This window comes from Salinisphaera japonica YTM-1 (assembly GCF_003788585.1).
Lineage (GTDB): Bacteria > Pseudomonadota > Gammaproteobacteria > Nevskiales > Salinisphaeraceae > Salinisphaera > Salinisphaera japonica.
On the sequence record NZ_AYKG01000002.1, the window covers coordinates 17,981 to 38,949 of the forward strand.

A 20,969-nucleotide genomic window follows, 5' to 3' on the forward strand; every position below is an offset into this window, starting at 1 on the left:
GGCCCTAGGCACCGGCACGGTCTTCAAAGTCCACTTTTTCGATCCCTGGCTGACACAACCGATCTATGTCCGCGACCCAATCCTCGTTTTCCAGTGACCGCCCCCTGCTCGGGCGGGCCCGCCTGATCCTCAAGGGCATCCATTTTGCCGGCGTGCTGCTGCTGGGCGTGGTGCTGTTGCCAAGCGTTGCCCTGCTGGGGCGCCATGCCAAGCATCTGATCAACTGGTGGCTGGGCCGCATGCTGGCCGCACTCGCGGTCGACGTCGAACTGGATGGCCAGGCGCCGGCCGCGCCCATGCTCGTGGTGGCCAATCACTGCTCGTGGCTGGATATCCTGGTGCTGGGCTGGGCGTTCAACACCGCGTTCGTATCCAAGGCCGAGGTCGGCAAATGGCCGATCGTGGGCTCGTTCGCGCGCGCCGGTGGCACGTTGTTTCTTTCGCGAGGCGCCGGCAAGACCGGTGAGACCAGCGCGCGGATTCGCGAGGTGCTGGATAACGGGCGCTCGGTGTTGTTCTTTCCCGAAGGCACGACCACCTGTGATCCCAGCCCCCAGCGGTTTCATGCCCGCCTGTTTGCGGCCGCCATCGACGGCGGCTATTCGGTGCTGCCCGTGGGGCTTCGCTACTGCGACGACACCACCCCGCCGGGCATGCATCATGCGCTGGCGCCCTGGGTGAACGAGGCACCGCTGGGCCCGCATTTCAAGGATCTTTTCCGGCTGCGCGGCATCACCGCGCAGCTGCGTATCTGTGCCCCGATCAACCCGCGTGGCTATGATCGGCGCAGCCTGGCCGAGGCAGCTCGCACGGCCGTGGCGCATCGCCAGGCCGTGGCCACCGCCAAGGCGTTGCGCGAGGGCTCGGTCAGCTAGCCTTCTTGGCCCGCCGGCGGGGCGATCTGCCCATCGGCCGGCAGGCCACGCAGCGCGTAATAATCAGCGTTATCGGTGCCGTCGTAGCGCCGCTCGTTGATGAAGCGCTGAATCACCGCGGCGCATTCGTTGGCACGCAATAACAAGAACAGATGCCCGCCGCCACGCACGATATGCACGTGCGATTTGGGAATCAGCCAATACAAAAGACGGCTCTGATACAGCGGGGCGATCGAATCGTCATCGCCGGCCATGACCAGCGTGGGGCACATCAGATTATGCAGCCGATGGATCGTCATCCAGCCCACGCGCGAGACCAGCTGGTTGATATAGCCATGTAGCTCCGGCGCGGCCAGATGTTCGCGTGCGACAGCGGTCTTGGGCGGTGTCTGTCGCACGAGTCCGTTATAGAGCCCGGACATGCCGTCCGGCGTGGCCTCGTCGGCATGGAAACGCCGTATTGCGTTAAAGCGCCGCAGGCTGTTTGTGTTCAGCGCGTTGATGCCCACACCGACGGTACTGGCCGCCAGCACCAACCGATTGACTGGATGGCTGTCATCCAGGGCAAACGACTGGGCAAGTGCGGCCCCCCACCCCAGGCCAACGACGTTGACCGCGCTGTCATATCCCAGGCGCGCGAGAAACGTCTTCAACAGTCGGGCGTGCCAGCCCATGCCGCGTGGCAGCCGTAGCGCGGGCGACGCCCCCGCGCCCGGCATTTCGGGAATGATGACCTCGATATCGTCCAGGGCATCGACCAGCGGCAGCAGCATGTCCAGATGCGTACCCAGCGTGCCGAGCAGCACCATCGGCCGCCCGGCCCCACGACGCAGGCCATAGCGCAGCCGGACACCGTCGACATCCAGCCAGTCGATCTGCATGCGGGTACGCCGACGCAGCGCGCTCTGGGCCGGCGGCAGCGCGCGACGAGCGCCGCGCGGGGTGGCTTGTGCCATCATCGTTCCTCGAAAAGCGCTAGAAATGCCTCGATCCGGCGCAGGGCTTCGCTGCGCCGCTCGATCAACAGCCAGTGCCCGGCCCCGTGCAGCACGGACAGCTCAGCATGTGGCATAAGCAGTTGTAGCAGCCGCGCGTTGGCCAGCGGCACGATTCGATCATCGTCGCCGGCCAGGATCAGCGCCGGGCTTTTGATGCGGTGAGCAAACAACAGGCTGGAAAAGCCGGCCACGGCATAGAGCTGGCCGGCCAGCGCGGCCGGGCTCGGCGCGCGAGCACCCGCCAGAACCGAAGCCACGTCGCGACAATCGCGCTCGGAGCGCCCGCCAAAAATCTCGCGTGCTTCGCGGGCATCCACCGCCAGGCCCGCCAGCCCGTCGATACGGGCCAGGCGCTTCAACGCGCGCCAGCGCCCGGGCAGCATCGTCTGGCCACAGGATGTTGCCACCAGAACGAGCGCGTGTACGCGCCCCGCATGGCTGCGGGCCAGCTGCTGGGCCAGCAGGCCGCCCCAGCCCATGCCGAGCACGTTGACTCGGGCCAGCCCCAACGCATCAAGCAGCCCGGCAACCAGGCCCGCACGCGCGGCCATGCGTTGACGCGCCGCGGCGAACGAGACCCCCTGGCTGCCGTGCATGCCCGGCCAGTCGAATATCACCGTGGGGCAAGACAAGGCCTGACAGAACGAGGCCAGCAACGCGCGATCGGCGCCGTAATCGCTCAATAACAGGAGCGTGGTGCCGTGGCCGGGGGTCCGCGTTATGCCCAGGCGCTGGCCGGCCACGTCGATCTCGACGTCGGTCCCCGGCTCGTCCGCCGCCCCGCGGCTCGTTTCAGCGCTGTCGGACATAACGCCCCGGTGCGGTATCGAGCGGGGCACAGCCTAGGGCCGTATCACCGTAGTGATCGGGTGCGGTGCGCGGGGCAGCGCCGTGTGCCTGGCACCAGGCCAGCCATTCGTGCCACCACGACTCGTGATAGACCGGCGCCCCGGCCTGCCAATCGTCGGCCGTCTCACCCTGGCCACAGACATCGCTGGCATAAACCGTATCCTCGCCCGGCGGGCAGACCAGTGATTGCACATGCCCGGCCCCGACCAGCACGAACCGACACGGCGCACTCAGACGTGCAGCACTGTCATGACAGGCACGCCACGGGGTGATGTGATCCTTTTCGCCGGCCATGACGAACACATCACAGTCGACCGCTGCCAGGTCGATCGCGATACCGTCGATCATGATCCCACCGGGCCGGGCCAGGGCATCATCGCCGTAGATACGCAGCAGATCGGCATGCAGGCGTGCCGGCAGCCGGGTGGTATCGGCGTTCCAGTACAGGATATCGCTGGCCGGCGGGCGCTGGCCGAGTACATAGTTGTTGGTCACGAATCGCCAGACGCAATCTTCCGGGCGCAACCAGGCAAAGGCCCGTGCCATGTCGGCCCCGTCGAGTACGCCGGTCGTCGAGGAGCGCGCCAGGGCGTGTCGCACGACGCGTTCGTCATGCGCCCGGCCGGCGTCGTCGGTGGCCACGCTCTTGCCCAGCAATGTCACAAACAAGGACAGACAGGCCACATCGGCCGGTGCGGAGACTGCCTCGGTATCGCCCACTGGCCCGCGGGCGCGGCGATAGGCCAGCGCCACGGCCGCGGTGAGCCCGCCGGCACAGGCGCCCACGAGCTTTACCGCAGCCCCATCGTTAAGTGCGGCGACATGCTCGATCGCCTGATCCACGGCCTTGACGTAATCCGCCAGACCCCAGTGTTTCTGGGCGGCCGTGGGATTACGCCAGGACAGCATGAACACCGCCTGCCCGGCGGCCAGCGCGTGGCGCACGAAGCTGTTATCGGGCGATAGATCAAAGACATAGAACTTGTTGATCTGGGGCGGCACGATAAGAATCGGCGCCCCGTCCTGCTGCGGCGTGGCCGGGGCATACTGAATCAGCTCGACCAGCGCGTCGCGATAGATGACCGCACCCGGCGTGGCTGCGATGTTCTTGCCGATCGTGAACGCGGACGTATCGACCTGGCGCGGCAGGCCCTGATGGCTCGCCATGTCATCGATGAACTGCACGAGCCCCGTGAGCATCGACGCACCCTTGCTGGCTCGAACCCGTGCATAAAAACCAGGATGCAGGAAGAACAGATTGCTCGGTGCCCCGGCAGCCACCGCATGACGCACGACAAAGCGCAGGCGATCGCGCGTGGTGTCATCGACCGTGAGCGCCTCGACCAGATCGGTCAGCGCCTGCGACCAGGCCAGATAAGTCTGCAGGCTGCGCCGGAACACGGGATGCGCTTGCCAGGACGTATCCGTGAACCGCCGGTCGCCGGCCCGCGGGGCAAGCGGCGCGCGCCCGACGCTGATAAGCGCCAGACGCGCGATGAGTGCCAGCTCGATGCGTGCCACGGTCAAGGGCTGGCGCGCGCTGGCCGCCACGAGTTCGGACATCGAGCGCGACAGCGAGGGCCATTCGGCCCGACGGCTGGGATCCATGACCTCCGGCTCGGCCGATGGCAGTGCGGGGCTTCTAACGGCTGACCGGGGCCTGGAAATCGGCATGAAAAACTCACGGCTCGACGAGACAGCACAAACGGCTGGTCGCGGGAAGTACGTCGTCAATCGTTACAATGCCCCGAGCATTAATTCAAGCGAAACCGGCCATGGCATCTTTCGGCGCGATCAAACAAGGCTACGAACGTATCGTTTGGGCGCGCGACCCCGAGGATCTGGCGCTTTACAAGCGCGTGCCGCTGCGCGCGGCGCGTGTCGTCATCGCACTCATCGGCGATTTTCGCGACGGCGATATCACGCTGCGCGCCATGAGTCTGGTCTATACGACCCTCGTCTCGCTGGTCCCGCTTCTGGCCCTGGCGTTCTCCCTGCTCAAGGCCTTTGGCGCAGACAATGCCCTGCGACCCACGCTGGCGCGTTTCCTGGCGCCGTTGGGTAGCGGCAGCACGGCCATCGTCGACAAGATCGTGGATTTCGTATCCAACGTTCAGGTCGGCGTTCTCGGGGCGATCGGCGTGGTGGCCCTGATTTATTCCGTGTTGTCGTTGATACAGAAAGTAGAGGCCGGCTGTAATTTCATCTGGCGGGTGCGCCAGCCGCGCCCGCTGGGCCGGCGTATCACCGAATATATCAGCGTGCTGGTCGTGGGCCCGTTGGTCATCCTGGCGGCCGCAAGCCTCACAGCCAGCGTGTCGAAGAATTCGACGGTCGTGTATCTGTCGCAGTTTCAGGGCTTTGGCATGGCGCTGTATGCGGCTGGCCGCGTACTGCCCTACGTGCTCTACAGCATCGCTTTCACGGCCCTGTTCAAGTTCATTCCCAACACGCGCGTCAATTTTTTACCGGCACTGGGCGGCGGCATATTCGCCGGTGTGCTGTGGCAGACCGCGAGCACCGGGTTTGCCGTGTTTGCCAGCAACGCCGGCAACGTCAACGCGATCTACTCCAGTTTCGCGATTCTCATACTGCTGCTGATCTGGCTGTATGTGTCATGGATGATCGTGCTGCTGGGGTGCCGGGTCGCCTTCTGGATTCAGCACCCCGAGCGTTTGATGCCCGGCGACTACCCGCCACGGCTGGGCAGCCGCGAAGCCGAGCGTCTGGTGCTTCGTATCGCGGTGGAGATTGCGCGTCGCTTTTGGCTCGGCGAGCCGGCCACCGATGTCGCGCATCTGTCACAACAGCTGCATGCTGCGCCTGACCATGTCCATCGCGCGGTCGTGCGGTTGGTCATCGCCGATGTGCTTATCGAAACCGAGCAGGGCTCTGCCACCCATGCCCTGATCCCCAAACGCGATATCGGGCGCATCCGGGTGGCCGATATCGTGGCCGTGGTGGCCGACGGCGACGCCACCGCCCGAATAGCCACGCCCACACACGCGCCGGGCGTGGCGGTCGACGAATTGCTGATACGCGCCGCGTCGGCACGCCAGCGGGTCGTTGCCGACACCACGCTGCGCGATCTTGTTGAATCGACGGGACAATTCGAAGAAAAAGTGCCCGACACGAGCCTGTCAACTGCACTAAAGACTTAGAAACGTCGGCTGGTCGCAGAGCCTGTGGCGGCTGATATACTCGAATCGATATGGATTTCTTGGCTCGACGGGCCGGAAGACGTCTTATTCAAGGAGACAGCGTGGACAAGGTTTGGCTCAAGCAGTATCCCAAAGGCGTACCCGAGGAGATCGCTGCGACGAAGGACGAAACGCTGGTCGACCTGATTATGGGCAGCTGTCAGGAGTTCGCCGACAAACCGGCGTTCACCAACATGGGCGCGACGCTGACCTACCGCGAACTGGATGAACGCTCGGCGCACTTTGCCGCTTATCTGCAGCACGAGCTGGGCTTTGCCAAGGGCGATCGCGTGGCGATCATGATGCCCAACCTCCTGCAGTACCCGATCGCCCTGATCGGCATCCTGCGGGCCGGTATGGTGGCCGTGAACGTCAACCCACTCTATACCGCGCGCGAGCTCGAGCATCAGCTTTCCGACGCGGGGGCGCGCGCGATCGTCATCGTCGAGAACTTCGCCGCCACGCTGGAAAAAGTGGTCGACAAGGTTCCGCTCGAGGCCGTGATCACCACCCAGATCGGTGATGCGCTGCCCACGGCCAAACGGCTGCTGACCAACTTCGTGGTCAAGCACGTCAAGCGTATGGTGCCGGCATTCAAACTGCCAGGGGCGATCGCCTTCAACACGGTGCTGGCCGACGGCGCCAAGCAATCGATGAAGCCGGTCAAGGTCGCCCCTGACGATATCGCGTTCTTGCAGTACACCGGCGGCACGACCGGTCTGGCCAAGGGCGCGATTCTTCTGCATCGCAACATGGTCGCCAACGTCAGCCAGGCCGAAGCCTGGCTCGATCCGTGGACCGAAAAAGGCAATGAGGTGATTCTCACCCCGCTGCCGCTGTATCACGTGTTTGCACTCATGGCGAACTGCCTGATGTTCATGCGCCAGGGCGGCAAGAACGTTCTCATCACCAATCCGCGGGATATTCCGGCGCTGGTCAAGGAGTTCGATACCCACAAGCCGACCGCCTTCACCGGCGTGAACACCCTGTTCAACGCGTTGGTCAACAACGAGGCGTTTGCCAAGCTGGATTTCTCTCGGCTCAAGATCACCCTGGGCGGCGGCGCTGCCGTGCAGAAAGCGGTGGCTGAAAAATGGCAGAAAGCCACCGGCGTGGCGCTTATTGAAGCCTATGGCCTGACCGAAACCTCGCCGGGCGTGTCGATCAACCCGTTGACGCTTGAGCGTTACAACGGCTCGATCGGCCTGCCGCTGCCCTCCACCGATATCTCGATTCGCGACGAGGCCGGCAACGAGGTCGAGGCCGGCGAGCCGGGCGAGCTTTGTGTCTCCGGCCCGCAGGTCATGGCCGGCTACTGGAACAAGCCCGAGGAGAACGAGAGCACCTTTTTCCCCGACGGCTATCTGCGCACGGGTGACGTGGCCCGCTTCGACGAACAGGGTTTTCTGTATATCGTCGATCGCAAGAAAGACATGATTCTAGTCTCGGGCTTCAACGTGTATCCCAACGAGGTCGAAGACGTTGTATCGGCCCACCCGAAAGTCATGGAAGCCGCCTGTATCGGCGTCGACGACGAGCGCTCGGGTGAGGTGGTCAAGATCTTCGTGGTCAAGGCCGATGCATCACTCACGGAAGACGAGCTGCTGGCCTACTGCCGCGAAGAGCTGACCGGCTACAAGGTGCCCAAGCACGTGGCCTTCATCGACGAACTGCCCAAGTCCAACGTCGGCAAGATTCTGCGCAAGGATCTGCGAAGCTAGCTCGCGCATGATGCGCGAGCATCACCCGCCGGCCGCCGCTCGCGCGGCCGGCAGAATCATCAGGCAGGCCGTCAGGGTGATGATCGAGCCGACGGTGCTCCAGAGAATCATCTTCGAGGTCAGAGCCAGATCCCGACCATAGAAATCGGCCAGCATATACGGGCCGGTTCCGGTGGGCAGCGCGGCCAGCAATACGGCGGATGCGGCCCAGACCGGCGACAGGTCGAATATCCCGTAAGCCAGAATGGCCGATAACCCCGGATGCACGACGAGCTTCATCGTCAGCAGACCGGCCAGGCCTGTCGTCGGCGCTCCTGCCGTATTGACCTGTGGACGTGCCAGAAACGCACCGATCGATACCAGCGCACAGGGCGTTGTCGCCGCGCCCAGCAGATCAACGAATTGCGTCACCGGCTGCGCCAGACTGACGCCACTGCCCGCCCATAGCCCGCCGATGACCGGTGCCACCACGATCGGGTTCTTGGCCAGGGCCATGAACACCGTCAGGAACGGCCGGATAATACCGCGCCCGGCCTGGCGGAACACCTCAATGAGCACGATAGCCAGCGCAAAAACGACACACACCACAATCAGTGTCGCAATCAGCGCCGGGGCCAGTGCCGAATCCCCAAGCACGAGCACACATAGCGGGATACCGACGTAACCGACATTGGCATAGGCCGCGGCCAGCGCATCGACGGCGGCATCGATGCCGGACTGCCCACGCCATTGCCGCCAGAGCAGCGCAGCTGTGAAAACACCAAGACTGGCCAGCCCGTTGACCGCGATGAAGCCCGGATGCCAGAGCGCCGAGAAACTGGCCGTCGCCGTCGCGCTGAACAACAGCGCCGGCAAACAGAACCAGACCACGAAGCGGTTGAGCTCGCCAGCAGCGGTGTCACCGAGCACGCCGCTACGGCGCCCGACAAAACCGGCGAGAATCAGGCCGAAAATCGGCAGCAGAACATTGATGACCGCGCTCATGGCGTCTCGACAAACAATTAGAGCGCACGAAAGGCTATCAGACCGGGCGGCCGGAGCACGACGGGCGACCGGGCGCCGGGCTCCTTTTTCATCCGCAGATGACGCAGATTGCGCCAATGTGGGCCTGATGGGGCCGCAGGCTGTCGGCTGAATGATCGGTTGAAGGCTTTTCGCTTCCTGCGGGAGAGGAAAAACGGGCGTTGCCTGGCCGGGCGTCTTGTTGATTTTCCGGGGCTTCGTTCCCGGTTTTATCTGCAGATAACGCCGGCGCTGGACGGATATCGAAACGACCCGCTGATTGCCCTGCTTGATGACGCGCAGCAGGCGTATACACCAATCGACACGACAAGACGCCCGAGATGACCGGCGTCGGTCTGGCACGTTTAGTGACTCACTGGGCAGGCCGTGACGTAGCGCGGCGACTCATCTAGGGCCTGTTGCCGTTTCATACGAGCGCCGCTTTCGTCGAGAGTCCGCAGTGTGTCCTGCAAGGCGCGAGTCGCCGCGTCGTGGCGTGCCCCGATCAAGACTCGCCAGCGGCAGGGCGCCCATCTTCAATTTTTTATGGGCGGCCCAACCCTTCGGGACAAGCGCCCTGAAATTAACGACACGTCGGCAATACAGCGTTCTAGCACGCTAGCGCAGAACGACTGCGCGGCACGTGCTACGCCTCGTCTTGCCGCAAAACAGCGCTTGGCGCGGACTCGTACGAAACGGCAACAGCCCCTAGGGCGTACGATCCGCGATGATCATGTCTGCAGCTTTCTCTGCGATCGCGGTGGTGGGCGCATTGGTATTGCCACCCACGATCGTTGGCATGATGGAGGCATCGACCACGCGCAGGGCCTCCAGGGTGTGCACACGCAGCCGGTCGTCAACCACCGCCGCCTTGTCGTGCCCCATGCGACAGGTACCCACGGGGTGATAGATCGTCTCGGCCCGCCGCCGTACATAATCCGCGATCGCGGCATCGTCGTTCATATCGGCGTCCTGGGGTTCCAACGGGCGCTCGAGATGTTCGGCCAGCGGCTTGGCGCGCATGATGTTGCGCGCGATCTTCACTGCCTTGGTCATCTGCTCGATGTCTCGCGGCTCGGCCAGATAGTTCGGATCAATGATCGGATAGTCGCGTGGTTTGGCGCTCGCCAGAGTGATGCGCCCGCGCGAGGCCGGGTGGAGATCGCATACGCGCAGGCTGTAGCCGTGATGCTTCATCGTGTTGATCACGTTGCCGTGGTCCTGCTCGATCGTGGCGATGAAGTGAAACTGTAGATCCGACTGGCGCGGATCGTCGGTCGTGCTGATGAAGCCGCCGGATTCGGCGATATTGCTCGTGAACTGGCCGCGGCCGTGGCGAAAATACTGATAGATCGCCTTGGGCGAGTCGATCAGGATGAACTTGGGCGACATGCGCAGGCTCAGCCTGGTCTTTTCGATATCGATGACGCTGATATCCAGATGATCCTGCAGATTGCGCCCGACGCCGTCGAGCTCGGTGACCATGGGAATACCGTGTGGTTCGATCGCGTCCCGGGGGCCTACGCCGGAGAGCATCAGCAGCTGCGGCGAGTTGATCGCACCACTGCACAACAGCACTTCGCGCTTGGCGTGGAGCGTACGCTTTCGCTTGAGCAGGCCCTGGCGCAATGCAACACCGGTGGCGCGTTTGCCCTCGAAAACGATCCGCTCGGCCTGGGCACGCGTGAGCACCGTTAGGTTCTTTCGATGCTTGACCGGATGCAGAAACGCATCGGCGTTGGAACAACGGCGCCCGTTGTTCTGAGCCACGTCATAAAGACCAAAGCCCTGATCGGTGGCACCACCAAAATCATCGTTGCGCGGATAGCCGCAGGCCTGGGCTGCCTGAATGAACTTTTCGTTCAAAGGGTTGGAATGGCGAGGCTTGCTCACGGTATAGCTGCCGCCGGCCCCGTGGTAGTCGTTTTCGCCCTCTTCGAAACGCTCGGAGCGCTTGAAATAAGCCAGCATTTCGCCATAACCCCAGCCGCGGTTGCCAAGCTCGGCCCAGTGGTCATAGTCGGCGGCTGAGCCACGGGTATAACACTGGGCATTGATGGCCGACGAGCCGCCCAGCGTCTTGCCACGGGGCCAGTACAGCTTGCGCCCGCCCATATGTTCCTGTGGCGCGGTCCAGTAATACCAGTTGAGAAAGCGCGACCACATCAGCCCGATGATGCCACTGGGGATATGGATCAACGGGCTCCAGTCCGGCGGCCCGGCTTCGAGCATGACGACCGAGATATTGGGATCAGCGGTCAGCCGGTTGGCCAGAACACACCCGGCCGAGCCGCCTCCGATAATCACGTAATCATAAGACGCCTGTGTCCCGTCGCCCATGTTTTGCCTCCTCGTCGCACCTGCGGGGTCACGATCTGTTCTTTGTTATAGGTCAGAACATATCGCGCCTCGCTTGGCGACATGCCTGATCGAGCGACGATGGCGTCGGCCCGATCAGGCAATCGTATCAGAGGCTAATGTCGAGATTCCGGCAATGTGATATTCAGCTCGAGCACTTCGAGATCCCCTTCGCGCTCGATCTCCATCTGCACGGCATCATCGCCGACCTCGATATATTTGCGCAGCACGTTCAACAGATCCTGTTGCAGCTGCGGGAAATACTCCGGCTGATCGCCGCCGCTGGACCGCCGATGGGCGACGACCAGCTGCAGTCGTTCCTTGGCCGTCTGCGCCGAACTTTTCTTTTCTGATCGGAATACGTCAAGCCAACCCATGGTTTATCTCCCCATCAGCCGATCGAAGAAGCCTTTCTTGGCCTGGGTGAAGCGCATCGGGCGCTCTTCACCCAGAAACCGCGCCACCATATCGAAATAGGCGCCACCGGCATCGGCCTCTTGCTCCAGGACGACCGGACTGCCGGCGTTGGAGGCATTGAGCACGGTTTCGGATTCGGGCACCACACCCAGAAGCGGGATAGCCAGAATATCGCCGATATCCTCGAGCGAAAGCATCTCGCCCTTGCCCACGCGACCGGGCGCGTAGCGCGTGACCACCAGATGTTCCTTCACACCTTCGCCGCCGTCCTGGGCACGCTTGGTCTTGGATGACAGCATGCCCAGCACGCGGTCGGAGTCACGCACCGACGAGACCTCGGGGTTGGTCACGACCAGCGCCTCATCGGCGTAGTACATGGCCATGATTGCTCCGGTCTCGATACCCGCCGGAGAGTCACAGATGATGTAGTCGAAGTCCTCGGACAGCTTGTTGAGCGTGCGCTCGACGCCTTCCTGAGTCAGCGCATCCTTGTCGCGCGTCTGAGAGGCCGCAAGGATATAGAGATTGTCGACCCGCTTGTCGCGAATCAGGGCCTGCTTGAGGTTGGCTTCGCCGTTGATGACGTTGACGAAATCAAAGACCACCCGGCGCTCGCAGCCCATGATGAGGTCCAGATTACGCAGGCCGACGTCGAAGTCGATGACCACGGTCTTGTGCCCGCGCATGGCAAGCCCGGCAGCGAATGACGCCGAGGTGGTCGTCTTGCCGACCCCGCCCTTTCCCGACGTGACTACGATGATCTTGGCCACTGCTTACTCCTGCAATTCGATCAGCAAATTATCATTATCGAGCCGGACGACCACCGGCTTCGACACGAGCCCCTCGTCGATCGCATCGGCGACCTTGTAACAACCGGCGATGGCGACCAGATCCGGCTCGAACCGCTTGCAGAAGATTCGTGCCGTGATGTCGCCGGACGCGCCGGCCAGTGCACGCCCTCGAAGCGCGCCGTAAACATGAATATGCCCGTCGGCCAGCAGTTCCGCGCCTTCCGAGACCGAGCTCGTGACCACGAGATCGCCGCCGCGGGCATAGATCTGCTGGCCCGAGCGCACCGGCTTGGTCACAAGCCGCGCGGGACCGCGAGGTGTTGAATCATCCTCGGCCGCGTCCAGCGTCTCGGCCTCGGTGGCAGCCGCACTGGGCGCCGGTGTTGCGCGCGGCGCAGCCGGAGGCGGATTTTCTGCCCCGCGCCCCGGCGAGCTCATCAGTGCCAGGCCTGCCTCGCCGGCGGCACGGGCTGCCGCCTCGTCTGCGTCGAGCACGCCCACAACCACCAGATCGGCGGCGTGAAAGATCGCGGCCAGACGCGCCAGATCCGGCAACACGTCGATCAGAGAAACCAGCACCGGCATACGCGCGAAGAAACCCGGCGCGCGTGCCAGTTGGGTATCGATCTGTGCGGCGATCTGTTCGCAGTCGGTCTCGCGGATCTCGACCACGGTCAAGGTCATCATGCGTCCCTTGAAGACCACGCCGGCCGCTGTGCTGGACGTCTGTTGCGTCATGCCCCGAGTCGCTTGCTGCAAAGCGGTGAGTCTAGCATGCGTAAAACGCGCCGCCGTTCGCCGGGCAGGCATGCGGGCAGCGTAATCAACACCTTGCACTGTGGTGCGGAACTGCCAAGCTCAAAGGTCATATTTATTCGCCCCGCCGATCATGCCCCAACGCGAACACGCCGCGCAGATTACCCATCATCAAATCAACGATCTGACGCTGTGCTGTCGGCGTCGTGGCGGCCACGATGATCCGGCGATCGTCTGCCTCCACGGCCTGCTGGACAACGGCGCGTCCTTCGACGCACTGATCGACGCGCTGGCCCCGCGCCTGGCAACGTCCGCGTACTGGCTGGCCCCGGACTGGCGGGGTCACGGCGACTCAGACTGGGCGCCGGGCGGCTATGTCTTTTGTAACTATCTCGCCGATCTCGATGCACTTCTGGATACACTTGTGCCCGGCCAGCCCGTCATTCTCGTCGGCCACAGCATGGGCGGCCAGGCCGCAAGCCTCTATGCCGGTATCCGCCCCGAGCGGATCACCGGGCTGATACTGCTGGACACTCTGAACGTACCCGCCGGCGATCCAAACGCCGCCGGCGAGCGCTATCGCGACTGGCTGGATACATGTCACGCCCCGCCGGCCCCGCGCCGTTATGCCGACCCGGAGGCGTTCACGGCACGCCTGGCAAGGCGCTATCCCGAGCTTGGCCGCGCGGCCACAACCGAGCTGGCCGCGCTCTGGCTGCGACGTGACGGAGATGGCTATCGGCTGGCCGCCGACCCGGCCCACCTGCGCAAGAGCCCTTACGGCTTCCGGGCCGACGAGGCCATGGCAATCTGGGCCGAGATCACGGCACCGGTGTTGATGATCGACGGCGCTGCCTCGCCGGCCAAATGGTTCATCGACGAGGCCACACGTGCCGAGCGGCGCAGCGTGCTGGCCGATCTGGAACACGTGGAACTTGACGGCCTGGGTCATATGCTCCACTGGCAAGCACCGACCCGCGTGGCCGCCCCCATAGCCGACTTCATCGCCGCCCGCGACCTGCTGGCGTAGATGCGCATGCCTTGCAGTATCAGTTGCGCGGTTACTGACCCCGCGCCTATGCTCGAAAGCTGTTGTGTTCGACCTGCCGGTCTTTTAGAGACGGCGATGGAGATGTCATATGCTCGCCCTGTTCTGGATCGCTGTCTTCTTCGTCGCGTTCGTTGCCCTGGCTTATAAACGCGCACGGCTGGTGACTGCCACGAGCGTCATCGGCGTGCTGCTGGCTGTTTGTACGATAACCAGCACCGGCGTTGTCACGGCATTGGTGCTTTGGGCGGTGTTTGCAGCCCTGTTCGGCGTGCTGCTCGTACCCAGCCTGCGCCGTCGGCTGATTACACGGCCGGTGCTCAACATATTTCGTCGCGTGCTGCCCACGCTTTCGGCCACCGAGCGCACGGCCCTGGATGCCGGCACCGTCTGGTGGGAGGGCGAGCTGTTCTCGGGGCACCCCAACTGGCGTCGCCTGGAAGAAATCCCGCCGGCGGCACTGACCGCCGAAGAACAGGCTTTCATCGATGGCCCGGTTCAGGATCTGCTCGATCTGTGTGACGAATGGCAGATCACGCAGGTCGATGGCGACCTGCCCCAGGCCGCCTGGGATTACATCAAGGACAACAAGTTCTGGGGCATGATCATCCCGCGTGCCTACGGCGGGCTGGAGTTCTCGGCCTATGCCCATTCCTGCGTGCTGGCCAAGATCGGCTCCGGCCCCGCCGGCGCCACCGTGGGGCCGATCGTGGCTGTCCCCAACTCGCTGGGCCCGGCCGAGCTTCTGATGCACTACGGCACCGAGGCCCAGAAGGATTATTACCTGCCTCGGCTGGCCGTGGGCGACGAAATCCCGTGTTTCGGGCTGACCAGCCCGCACGCCGGCTCGGATGCCGGGGCGATTCCGGATCGCGGCGTCATCTGCTACGACGACTGGCAGGGCGAGCAGGTGCTGGGCATGCGCCTGACCTGGGACAAGCGCTATATCACCCTGGCCCCCATCGCCACCGTGCTGGGCCTGGCATTCAAACTCTACGATCCCGACGGCCTGCTGGGCGGCGAGCGCGAACTGGGCGTGACCTGTGCCCTGATTCCCACGGCCATGCCCGGCTGTCATACCGACCGCCGACATTTCCCGGCGAGCGCGCCCTTCCAGAATGGCCCCACCTGGGGCAACGATGTGTTTCTCCCGCTGGATGCCATCATCGGCGGCCGGGCGATGATCGGCCAGGGCTGGCGCATGCTCATGGAATGTCTGTCGGTGGGGCGTTCGATCTCCCTGCCCTCCGGCTCGGCCGGCGACGCCATCGCCAACGCCCGCTATACCGGCGCCTACTCGATCATCCGTCGTCAGTTCAATGTCTCGATCAGTGCCTTCGAGGGTATCCAGGAAGCGCTGGCACGCATCGGCGGCAAGACCTATGCGTGTGAGTCCATCCGGCGCTTTACCGCCAACGCGGTGGATCTGGGTGAAAAACCCTCGGTGGCCTCGGCCATTGCCAAGTATCACGTCACAACCATGGCCCAGGAGGTCGCCAAGGACGCCATGGACGTTCACGCCGGCAAGGCCGTCATGTTGGGCCCGTCGAACCCCATCGCCCGTAGCTTTCAGGCCGCCCCGGTCAATATCACGGTCGAGGGGGCGAATATCCTCACGCGCTCGATGATGATCTACGGCCAGGGGGCGATTCGTTGTCATCCGTATGTGCTGGCCGAGATCGAGGCCGCCAATAACCGCGATCAGGATGACGCGCTGGATGCCTTCGACGAGCTGCTCTATGCCCATATCGGGCATGATTTTGCCGCCGCTGCCCGCTCACTTGTCATGGGCTTTACCGGCGGCCTGGGCTCCGCGACGGGCAAACAGGCTGATGTGGCGACGTTCTATCAAACCATGAATCGCTACTCGGCCAACCTCGCGCTACTGTCTGACCTGGCCATGGCCACGATGGGCGGCACGCTCAAGTTCCGTGAGTCGATCTCGGCGCGCCTGGGTGATGTGCTCTCCCAGCTCTATATCGCCAGCGCCACCCTCAAACGTTATATCGAGGACGGCGCCCACGCTGACGACCGGCCTTATGTGGCCTGGGTCTGTGAAACCGCGTTTTCAGAGATCGAGATCGCGCTGTCGGGCGTATTACGTCACCTGCCCAATCGCTTCGTCGCCGCCCTCGGCCGGGTATTGATCTTTCCACTGGGCCGCACGGCGCGCCGTCCCAGTGATCCGCTGGGCCAGCGCGTGGCCAAGCGTGTGACCACGCCGGACGCCGCGCGCGACCGCCTCACGCCGCGCTGCTTCATCTCGTCAACCAAGACCGATCGCGATCTGGCGCTGTTCGAGCGGGCCATGCAGGCCACACTGGATACCGCCGAAACAGCCAAGAAGCTGGTGAAAGCTCGCAAGAGCGGCGCCATCACGGCCGATCACCCGTTTGAGCAGATCCTCGAAGGACATGACAACGGCGTGATTTCGGCCGATGAAGCCGCGGCCATGCGCCTGGCCTTCGAGCTGCAGATGAAGGTTATCGACGTGGACGACTTCGATCCCAGCGAGATGCGCGGCAGCGCCAAGACAACCGCCTCGGCGGCCGCCAGCCAGGCTGCATGACCAGGCGATTGATACGATAGCCGTGAAAAGAAAAAAGACGCTCCGGTGAGCGTCTTTTTTTATGCCAGCGATGGCACAACCGCCCATGAACGCCGTCATATAACGATAAAAATACGATCGGTAGGTTGCGCACAACCCTAATAAAAGATCGCGCAGAACTAACGATTTCGTCTCGAGCGACCCACGCCTCAGACTAAGGTATGAAACGCGCCATGTCGGCGGCGCCCGCCGCGCCAGCGGGTCTGCAAGGCTTGTCATAGCGGGCTTTGCGCGCCCCGGCATGAAGGGCGCTGGGCTTCCTTGATGCCAATCCCCGTTCCTCCACCGGTTCGATATTCAGACATGGCATCTTTTCGGCTAGTCTACGGCACAGGGCCTGTTGCCGTTTCGTACCAGCGCCGCGTTGGCGCCCGCAAATCGTGTCGTGCCGCAAACTGCGCTTGGCGCGGACTCGCATGAAACGGCAATGGTTCTTAGAAGACTAAAAACGCGCTACCGGCCATTCGGCCTTCACCAGGGAGATTCATCGTGAAGAACAAGCGTTCTACGGGGATGCAACCGGATCAATTGGCGTCCGGTTTCAGAGCAGAACTCAAGAAGACGGTCCGTCATACCGGGCTCGCGGTCTGCCTGGCCGCGACCAGCGGCTTGATGCTCAGTGCCTGCGACAGCGGCTCTGGCGGCGACAACGGTCGCACACCGGCCGAACAGCAAGCGATCGAAGACGGGCCGATGGGGCTGGTGTTCAGCTATCCGTACAACGGCCAGCAAAACGTCACGCTGACCAGTCAGATCGCGTTTCGTACCCAGAGCGCTTTCGACAACGATATCGCAGACGCCATCGCGCTGCGTACGGCCTCCGGCGACATCGCCCCGGAGCTGTCGATCAACGTGGTTCAGGACGATAACCAGCCCAACGTCTATCGTATCGAGACGTCACGACCGCTGCGCGGCAACGTGACGTATCGCCTGGTGACCACCCGGGCCCTGCAGTCAGGCGACGTACGTTATGACGCCGGGCAGACGCTTTTTCAGTTCACCACCGCCCCCACGCCCGGCGCGCCGTCGGCCGGTGAGTTCCGGGTCACGGAGGTGGCCCCCGGCGAAAGCAATCCGGTCACCGGCCAGACCTCGATCTTTGCGCAGTTCAACACCCTGCATATCTCGTTGTCCGAGACGATCGACCCGTCCAGCGTAATCGATGGCGAGACGTTTACAGTCACCGGCCCCGATGGCAACGACATCGAAGGCGCGCGCATGGTGTCCGGCCACGAGATCGCGTTCGATCCGGCTGACAACCTGGCGCCCGGCGACTATACGATCTCGCTGTCCGGCGACGTGCGCTCGGCGTTCGGCAAATCGCTCGAGCCGATGTCCGTCACCCGGACGGTGCTCGACTCCGGCGATATCGTCCAACAGAACCTGCTGGTGGATAACGGCCAGGGCTTTGCCGGCGACGCCGACGACAGCCCCCTCGACGGCCTCATGGACAATCTGGTCACGATCCGCACGCAGCTGATTGGCGTGAACCAGCAACCCGCCCGTAACCAGCCCGAGCGCGCGGGCGTGCTGGTCAATCTGAGCCAGCCGGGCATGCCGGGATTCGGGGATGTGTTCCCCAACAGCCTGCCGGCCGGTCAGCTCGTGCAGCTCAAGCCGTTGAGCGTATCGCTGAATGGCGACGTGCCGACCCCGCTGCAGAGTGGGCCGATCCAGGTTCAGTTCGGCACCGATGCCAACGTATACCTGATGGCGAACGATTATCAGGACATCGCCACGCCAACCGCGGTACGCCTGCGTTTCGATCTCAACAACACCACGCTGATTGAGGCCGCGCCCGGCACGCCGGAATATGTGGTTCAGGCGTTGGCCAACGGTGTTTTCAACCAGTCCGCGCTCAACGTGCAGGCCTCGGGCCTGGCGATTCCGCAGGACAACGGCGACCTGGTAATCACAACGCTCGGCGCCTTCCCGCTGACGGTCAACCGAAGCGATGATCTGACGATCGATTTCTCCTTGACGTTGCGCCTGCCGGCAGGCGAACAGACCCCGGTCGTTGCAGACAACGTCGCCCCGTTCGTGATTTCCCAGACACCAAGCGCCTGTCTGTACACGTTTGGCACCCCGGCTTATCGTCCGGTTTACAGCCAGCGCGGCTCGGCCCCGACGGCCCTGCCGGAACAGGCCTGTCTCCAGGTTCTGCAACAGGGTGGCGCCCTGACGACACCCTCGGGCATCAATGATTTTCAGATCGAGGGTAGTCCGGCGCTGACCTTCAGCGAGCCGCTGGATCCGTTGTCGGTCAACGGTCAGAGCATTCAGATGACGGGGCCGACCGGTAACGTACCGGTTTCCTTCCAGGTCGACGGTTCGTCGGTGGTTCTGCGTCCGGATGATCTGCTCCAGCCCAACACGCAGTACACGATCGCCCTGGGTAGCGGCAGCGCGCTGCGCGATCTGGCCGGCAACGCGCTGGTGGCCAATCCGGCCGGCGGCCCGGGCCAGAGCATTCGGTTCACCACCGAGCCCCAGGTGTTCAATGAAGCCATGCAGGCGCCCGTCATTCTGGGTGAACTGACCCCCGGCGTGCCGTGTGCGCTCGAGGGGGGTGACTTCATGAGCGGCGGTAACGACGCCGGGCGCTGTGTCGGCAGCGAGCCGGCCGATGCGTCAGGCCTAGATGACGACGATGACAGCGACAGCATGGCCGGCGGCATGGTCACGGCCAGCGCCACGACTGATTATCCTGTCTTCCAGAACCCGAAGAACGTGTCGGTCAATGTTTCGTTCTCCAAGTTCGTGCAACGAGACACGGTTGTTCTGGCCGATGGCTGCTTGACCAGCGGCAGCGGTGATGACAACAGCAATAACGACGCAACCGTTGCGCTCGAGCGTATCGACGGCAACGGTCAGTGCGTGGGCGTGCCCGAGGCATCGTTGGCCTTTCTCAACACCAACGACGACACCACGCGCGGGTTTACGATTCGTCCCGCGCAGGAGCTGACAGAAGGCGCGCGTTACTGGATCGTGATCTGTGGCAACGACGGTGACGCAAGCTGTGGTGCAACCATCCTCGACACCGACGGGCTGGCTCTGAACACCGATCCGTTCAACGGTACCGGCACAACGCCCGCCTCGCAGGACGCGGCCGGCGGCCCGGACATCATCATGCCCTTCGACGCCATTGGCTACACGACGGACTTCTATGCCGATCAGTTCACGCTGCCGTATACCGATACCAACGGTAACGGTCAGTTCGATGATGCCGACGGCAACGGCGTGTATAGCGAAGGCGATGAGCGACCGCAGGCCAGCAATCGCGCGCTGGTGAATCTGTCGCTGCTTGGTGCACCGATCACCAATACCGACAACCTGGGCAGCCGGCCCGACGTCAATGGCGCCTATCCGGCTTATCTGTCACTTACACGACCGGTCGCGATTCGCAAGACACTCAACGACTGCGACGCACGTCTGGCTGATATCGTCGATGACCAGGGCAACGGCGTCGTCGGTGAATCTCCGGATAACTGTATCCAGGTCTCGTTGTTGCCGGGCGGGTTCAGCGCGCTCACCGGTATCGGCATCAGCCTGGCCGAGGCGTTCCCCGCGATCGCCGAAGCCGTCACGGACCCGCTGGAGGAAGTGACCGATCCGGTCAACACGCTGGTTTCCTCGTTGCCTGTTGTAGGCCCGGTGCTGGGTGGCACGTTCAATACGGTGCAAGACGCTCTGCAGGGCCTGACGACCGCCGTGTTCGGCGCGGTCGGCGGCTCGATTCCGGTCAACGGCGATCCGATCAATACCGGCCAGATCCTGCTGCGCTTCCCCAACCAGACCAACGACGGCGGCGGCCAGACGGCCCAATCCGGCTATATCGTTCCCGAATGCGAAGGCACGTTGAACGGTCAGGCGTATCAATACGAACCCTGCTTCGTCGCCGGTCTGAATCTGGTTGCCTCGGCCCCGGATGCACAGGGCCTGGAACTCGAGCCGCAGGTCATTCGGCTGAATCTGGTCGGCCCGGTAACGTTCCAGCAGAACGGCCGCTTGGTGATCGCACTGAACAACGCCAACACGTTCAGTCTGGCCGCCAGCGCACTCGGTCTTCTGCCGGCGACCGCAGAGATTCGACCCGGCCGGCTGAACTTCCAGCTTACGGGTAACGAAATCCACGGGGGCCGCGCGTTCCCCGAGCGCTAACGCGTGATGGCATGACGCATCGGCAACGATGAACCGGCCCCGGTTATCCTCAGGATGATCGGGGCTTTTTAGTGCATCACGCGAACAGGCTGAGTCTTCAAGACAGCGCCTTGGGCAGACCTCACCGCTCGGCCCGCATCCAGCCCCCGACTGATGAATTCTAGCCGGCTTCTTCGCTACGGCGC

At 63.4% G+C, this 20,969-nt stretch carries 14 protein-coding genes; 6 read left to right on the forward strand and 8 right to left on the reverse strand.

Features of this window, described 5'->3' with window-relative positions; all coding sequences use genetic code 11:
* Window positions 1-65: 65 nt before the first annotated feature.
* Window positions 66-875, forward strand: a complete 810-nt coding sequence (locus tag SAJA_RS01375) for a lysophospholipid acyltransferase family protein (protein ID WP_123656870.1) — start codon at window positions 66-68, stop codon at window positions 873-875.
* Here the strand turns inward: SAJA_RS01375 and SAJA_RS01380 are convergent.
* The 3 genes from SAJA_RS01380 to SAJA_RS01390 are packed head-to-tail and all read right to left on the reverse strand — an operon-like array spanning window position 872 to window position 4,330.
* Window positions 872-1,831, reverse strand: coding sequence for an alpha/beta fold hydrolase (locus SAJA_RS01380; protein ID WP_184999691.1), 960 nt, complete (start codon window positions 1,829-1,831; stop codon window positions 872-874). The two genes, SAJA_RS01375 and SAJA_RS01380, sit on opposite strands and share 4 nt — an antisense overlap.
* A complete protein-coding gene (locus SAJA_RS01385) occupies window positions 1,831-2,682 on the reverse strand; it encodes an alpha/beta fold hydrolase (RefSeq protein WP_123656872.1) in 852 nt (283 codons plus the stop codon). Before SAJA_RS01385 ends, SAJA_RS01380 begins: the two co-directional genes overlap by 1 nt.
* A complete protein-coding gene (locus SAJA_RS01390) occupies window positions 2,666-4,330 on the reverse strand; it encodes a PHA/PHB synthase family protein (RefSeq protein ID WP_184999692.1) in 1,665 nt (554 codons plus the stop codon). Before SAJA_RS01390 ends, SAJA_RS01385 begins: the two co-directional genes overlap by 17 nt.
* A gap of 167 nt (window positions 4,331-4,497) precedes the next feature.
* Between SAJA_RS01390 and SAJA_RS01395 the strand changes: the two genes are divergently transcribed.
* Both SAJA_RS01395 and SAJA_RS01400 read left to right on the forward strand, forming a co-directional pair.
* Complete coding sequence (locus tag SAJA_RS01395) at window positions 4,498-5,883, forward strand: YihY/virulence factor BrkB family protein (RefSeq protein ID WP_184999693.1); 1,386 nt, start codon at window positions 4,498-4,500, stop codon at window positions 5,881-5,883.
* A gap of 101 nt (window positions 5,884-5,984) precedes the next feature.
* Complete coding sequence (locus tag SAJA_RS01400) at window positions 5,985-7,643, forward strand: AMP-binding protein (protein ID WP_123656875.1); 1,659 nt, start codon at window positions 5,985-5,987, stop codon at window positions 7,641-7,643.
* A 21-nt stretch (window positions 7,644-7,664) separates the two neighbouring features.
* On the opposite strand, the gene SAJA_RS01405 is transcribed toward SAJA_RS01400, so the two are convergent.
* The 5 genes from SAJA_RS01405 to minC form a co-directional block, all read right to left on the reverse strand.
* Window positions 7,665-8,627 (reverse strand): AEC family transporter, encoded by a 963-nt coding sequence (locus tag SAJA_RS01405; protein WP_123656876.1) that lies wholly within the window; start codon window positions 8,625-8,627, stop codon window positions 7,665-7,667.
* A 726-nt stretch (window positions 8,628-9,353) separates the two neighbouring features.
* Window positions 9,354-10,985 carry a GMC family oxidoreductase gene (locus SAJA_RS01410; RefSeq protein ID WP_123656877.1) on the reverse strand — a complete coding sequence of 544 codons (1,632 nt, stop codon included), beginning with the start codon at window positions 10,983-10,985 and terminating at the stop codon, window positions 9,354-9,356.
* Window positions 10,986-11,119: 134 nt separating this feature from the next.
* On the reverse strand, window positions 11,120-11,380 hold the full coding sequence (gene minE, locus SAJA_RS01415; RefSeq protein ID WP_123656878.1) for a cell division topological specificity factor MinE: 261 nt from the start codon (window positions 11,378-11,380) through the stop codon (window positions 11,120-11,122).
* A 3-nt stretch (window positions 11,381-11,383) separates the two neighbouring features.
* Window positions 11,384-12,190: a septum site-determining protein MinD gene (gene minD / locus SAJA_RS01420; RefSeq protein ID WP_123656879.1), complete on the reverse strand. Its 807-nt coding sequence runs from the start codon at window positions 12,188-12,190 to the stop codon at window positions 11,384-11,386.
* A gap of 3 nt (window positions 12,191-12,193) precedes the next feature.
* Entirely contained in the window at window positions 12,194-12,949 is a 756-nt protein-coding gene (gene minC, locus SAJA_RS01425; protein ID WP_184999694.1) for a septum site-determining protein MinC, read from the reverse strand.
* Window positions 12,950-13,100: 151 nt separating this feature from the next.
* Here minC and SAJA_RS01430 point away from each other — a divergent pair, with 151 nt between their 5' ends.
* The 3 genes from SAJA_RS01430 (at window position 13,101) to SAJA_RS01440 (ending at window position 20,784) form a co-directional block, all read left to right on the forward strand.
* Window positions 13,101-13,997, forward strand: a complete 897-nt coding sequence (locus SAJA_RS01430) for an alpha/beta fold hydrolase (protein WP_123656881.1) — start codon at window positions 13,101-13,103, stop codon at window positions 13,995-13,997.
* Between the two features lie 109 nt (window positions 13,998-14,106).
* Window positions 14,107-16,584 (forward strand): acyl-CoA dehydrogenase, encoded by a 2,478-nt coding sequence (locus SAJA_RS01435; RefSeq protein WP_123656882.1) that lies wholly within the window; start codon window positions 14,107-14,109, stop codon window positions 16,582-16,584.
* Window positions 16,585-17,112: 528 nt separating this feature from the next.
* On the forward strand, window positions 17,113-20,784 hold the full coding sequence (locus tag SAJA_RS01440) for an Ig-like domain-containing domain (RefSeq protein ID WP_123656883.1): 3,672 nt from the start codon (window positions 17,113-17,115) through the stop codon (window positions 20,782-20,784).
* Window positions 20,785-20,969 lie beyond the last annotated feature (185 nt).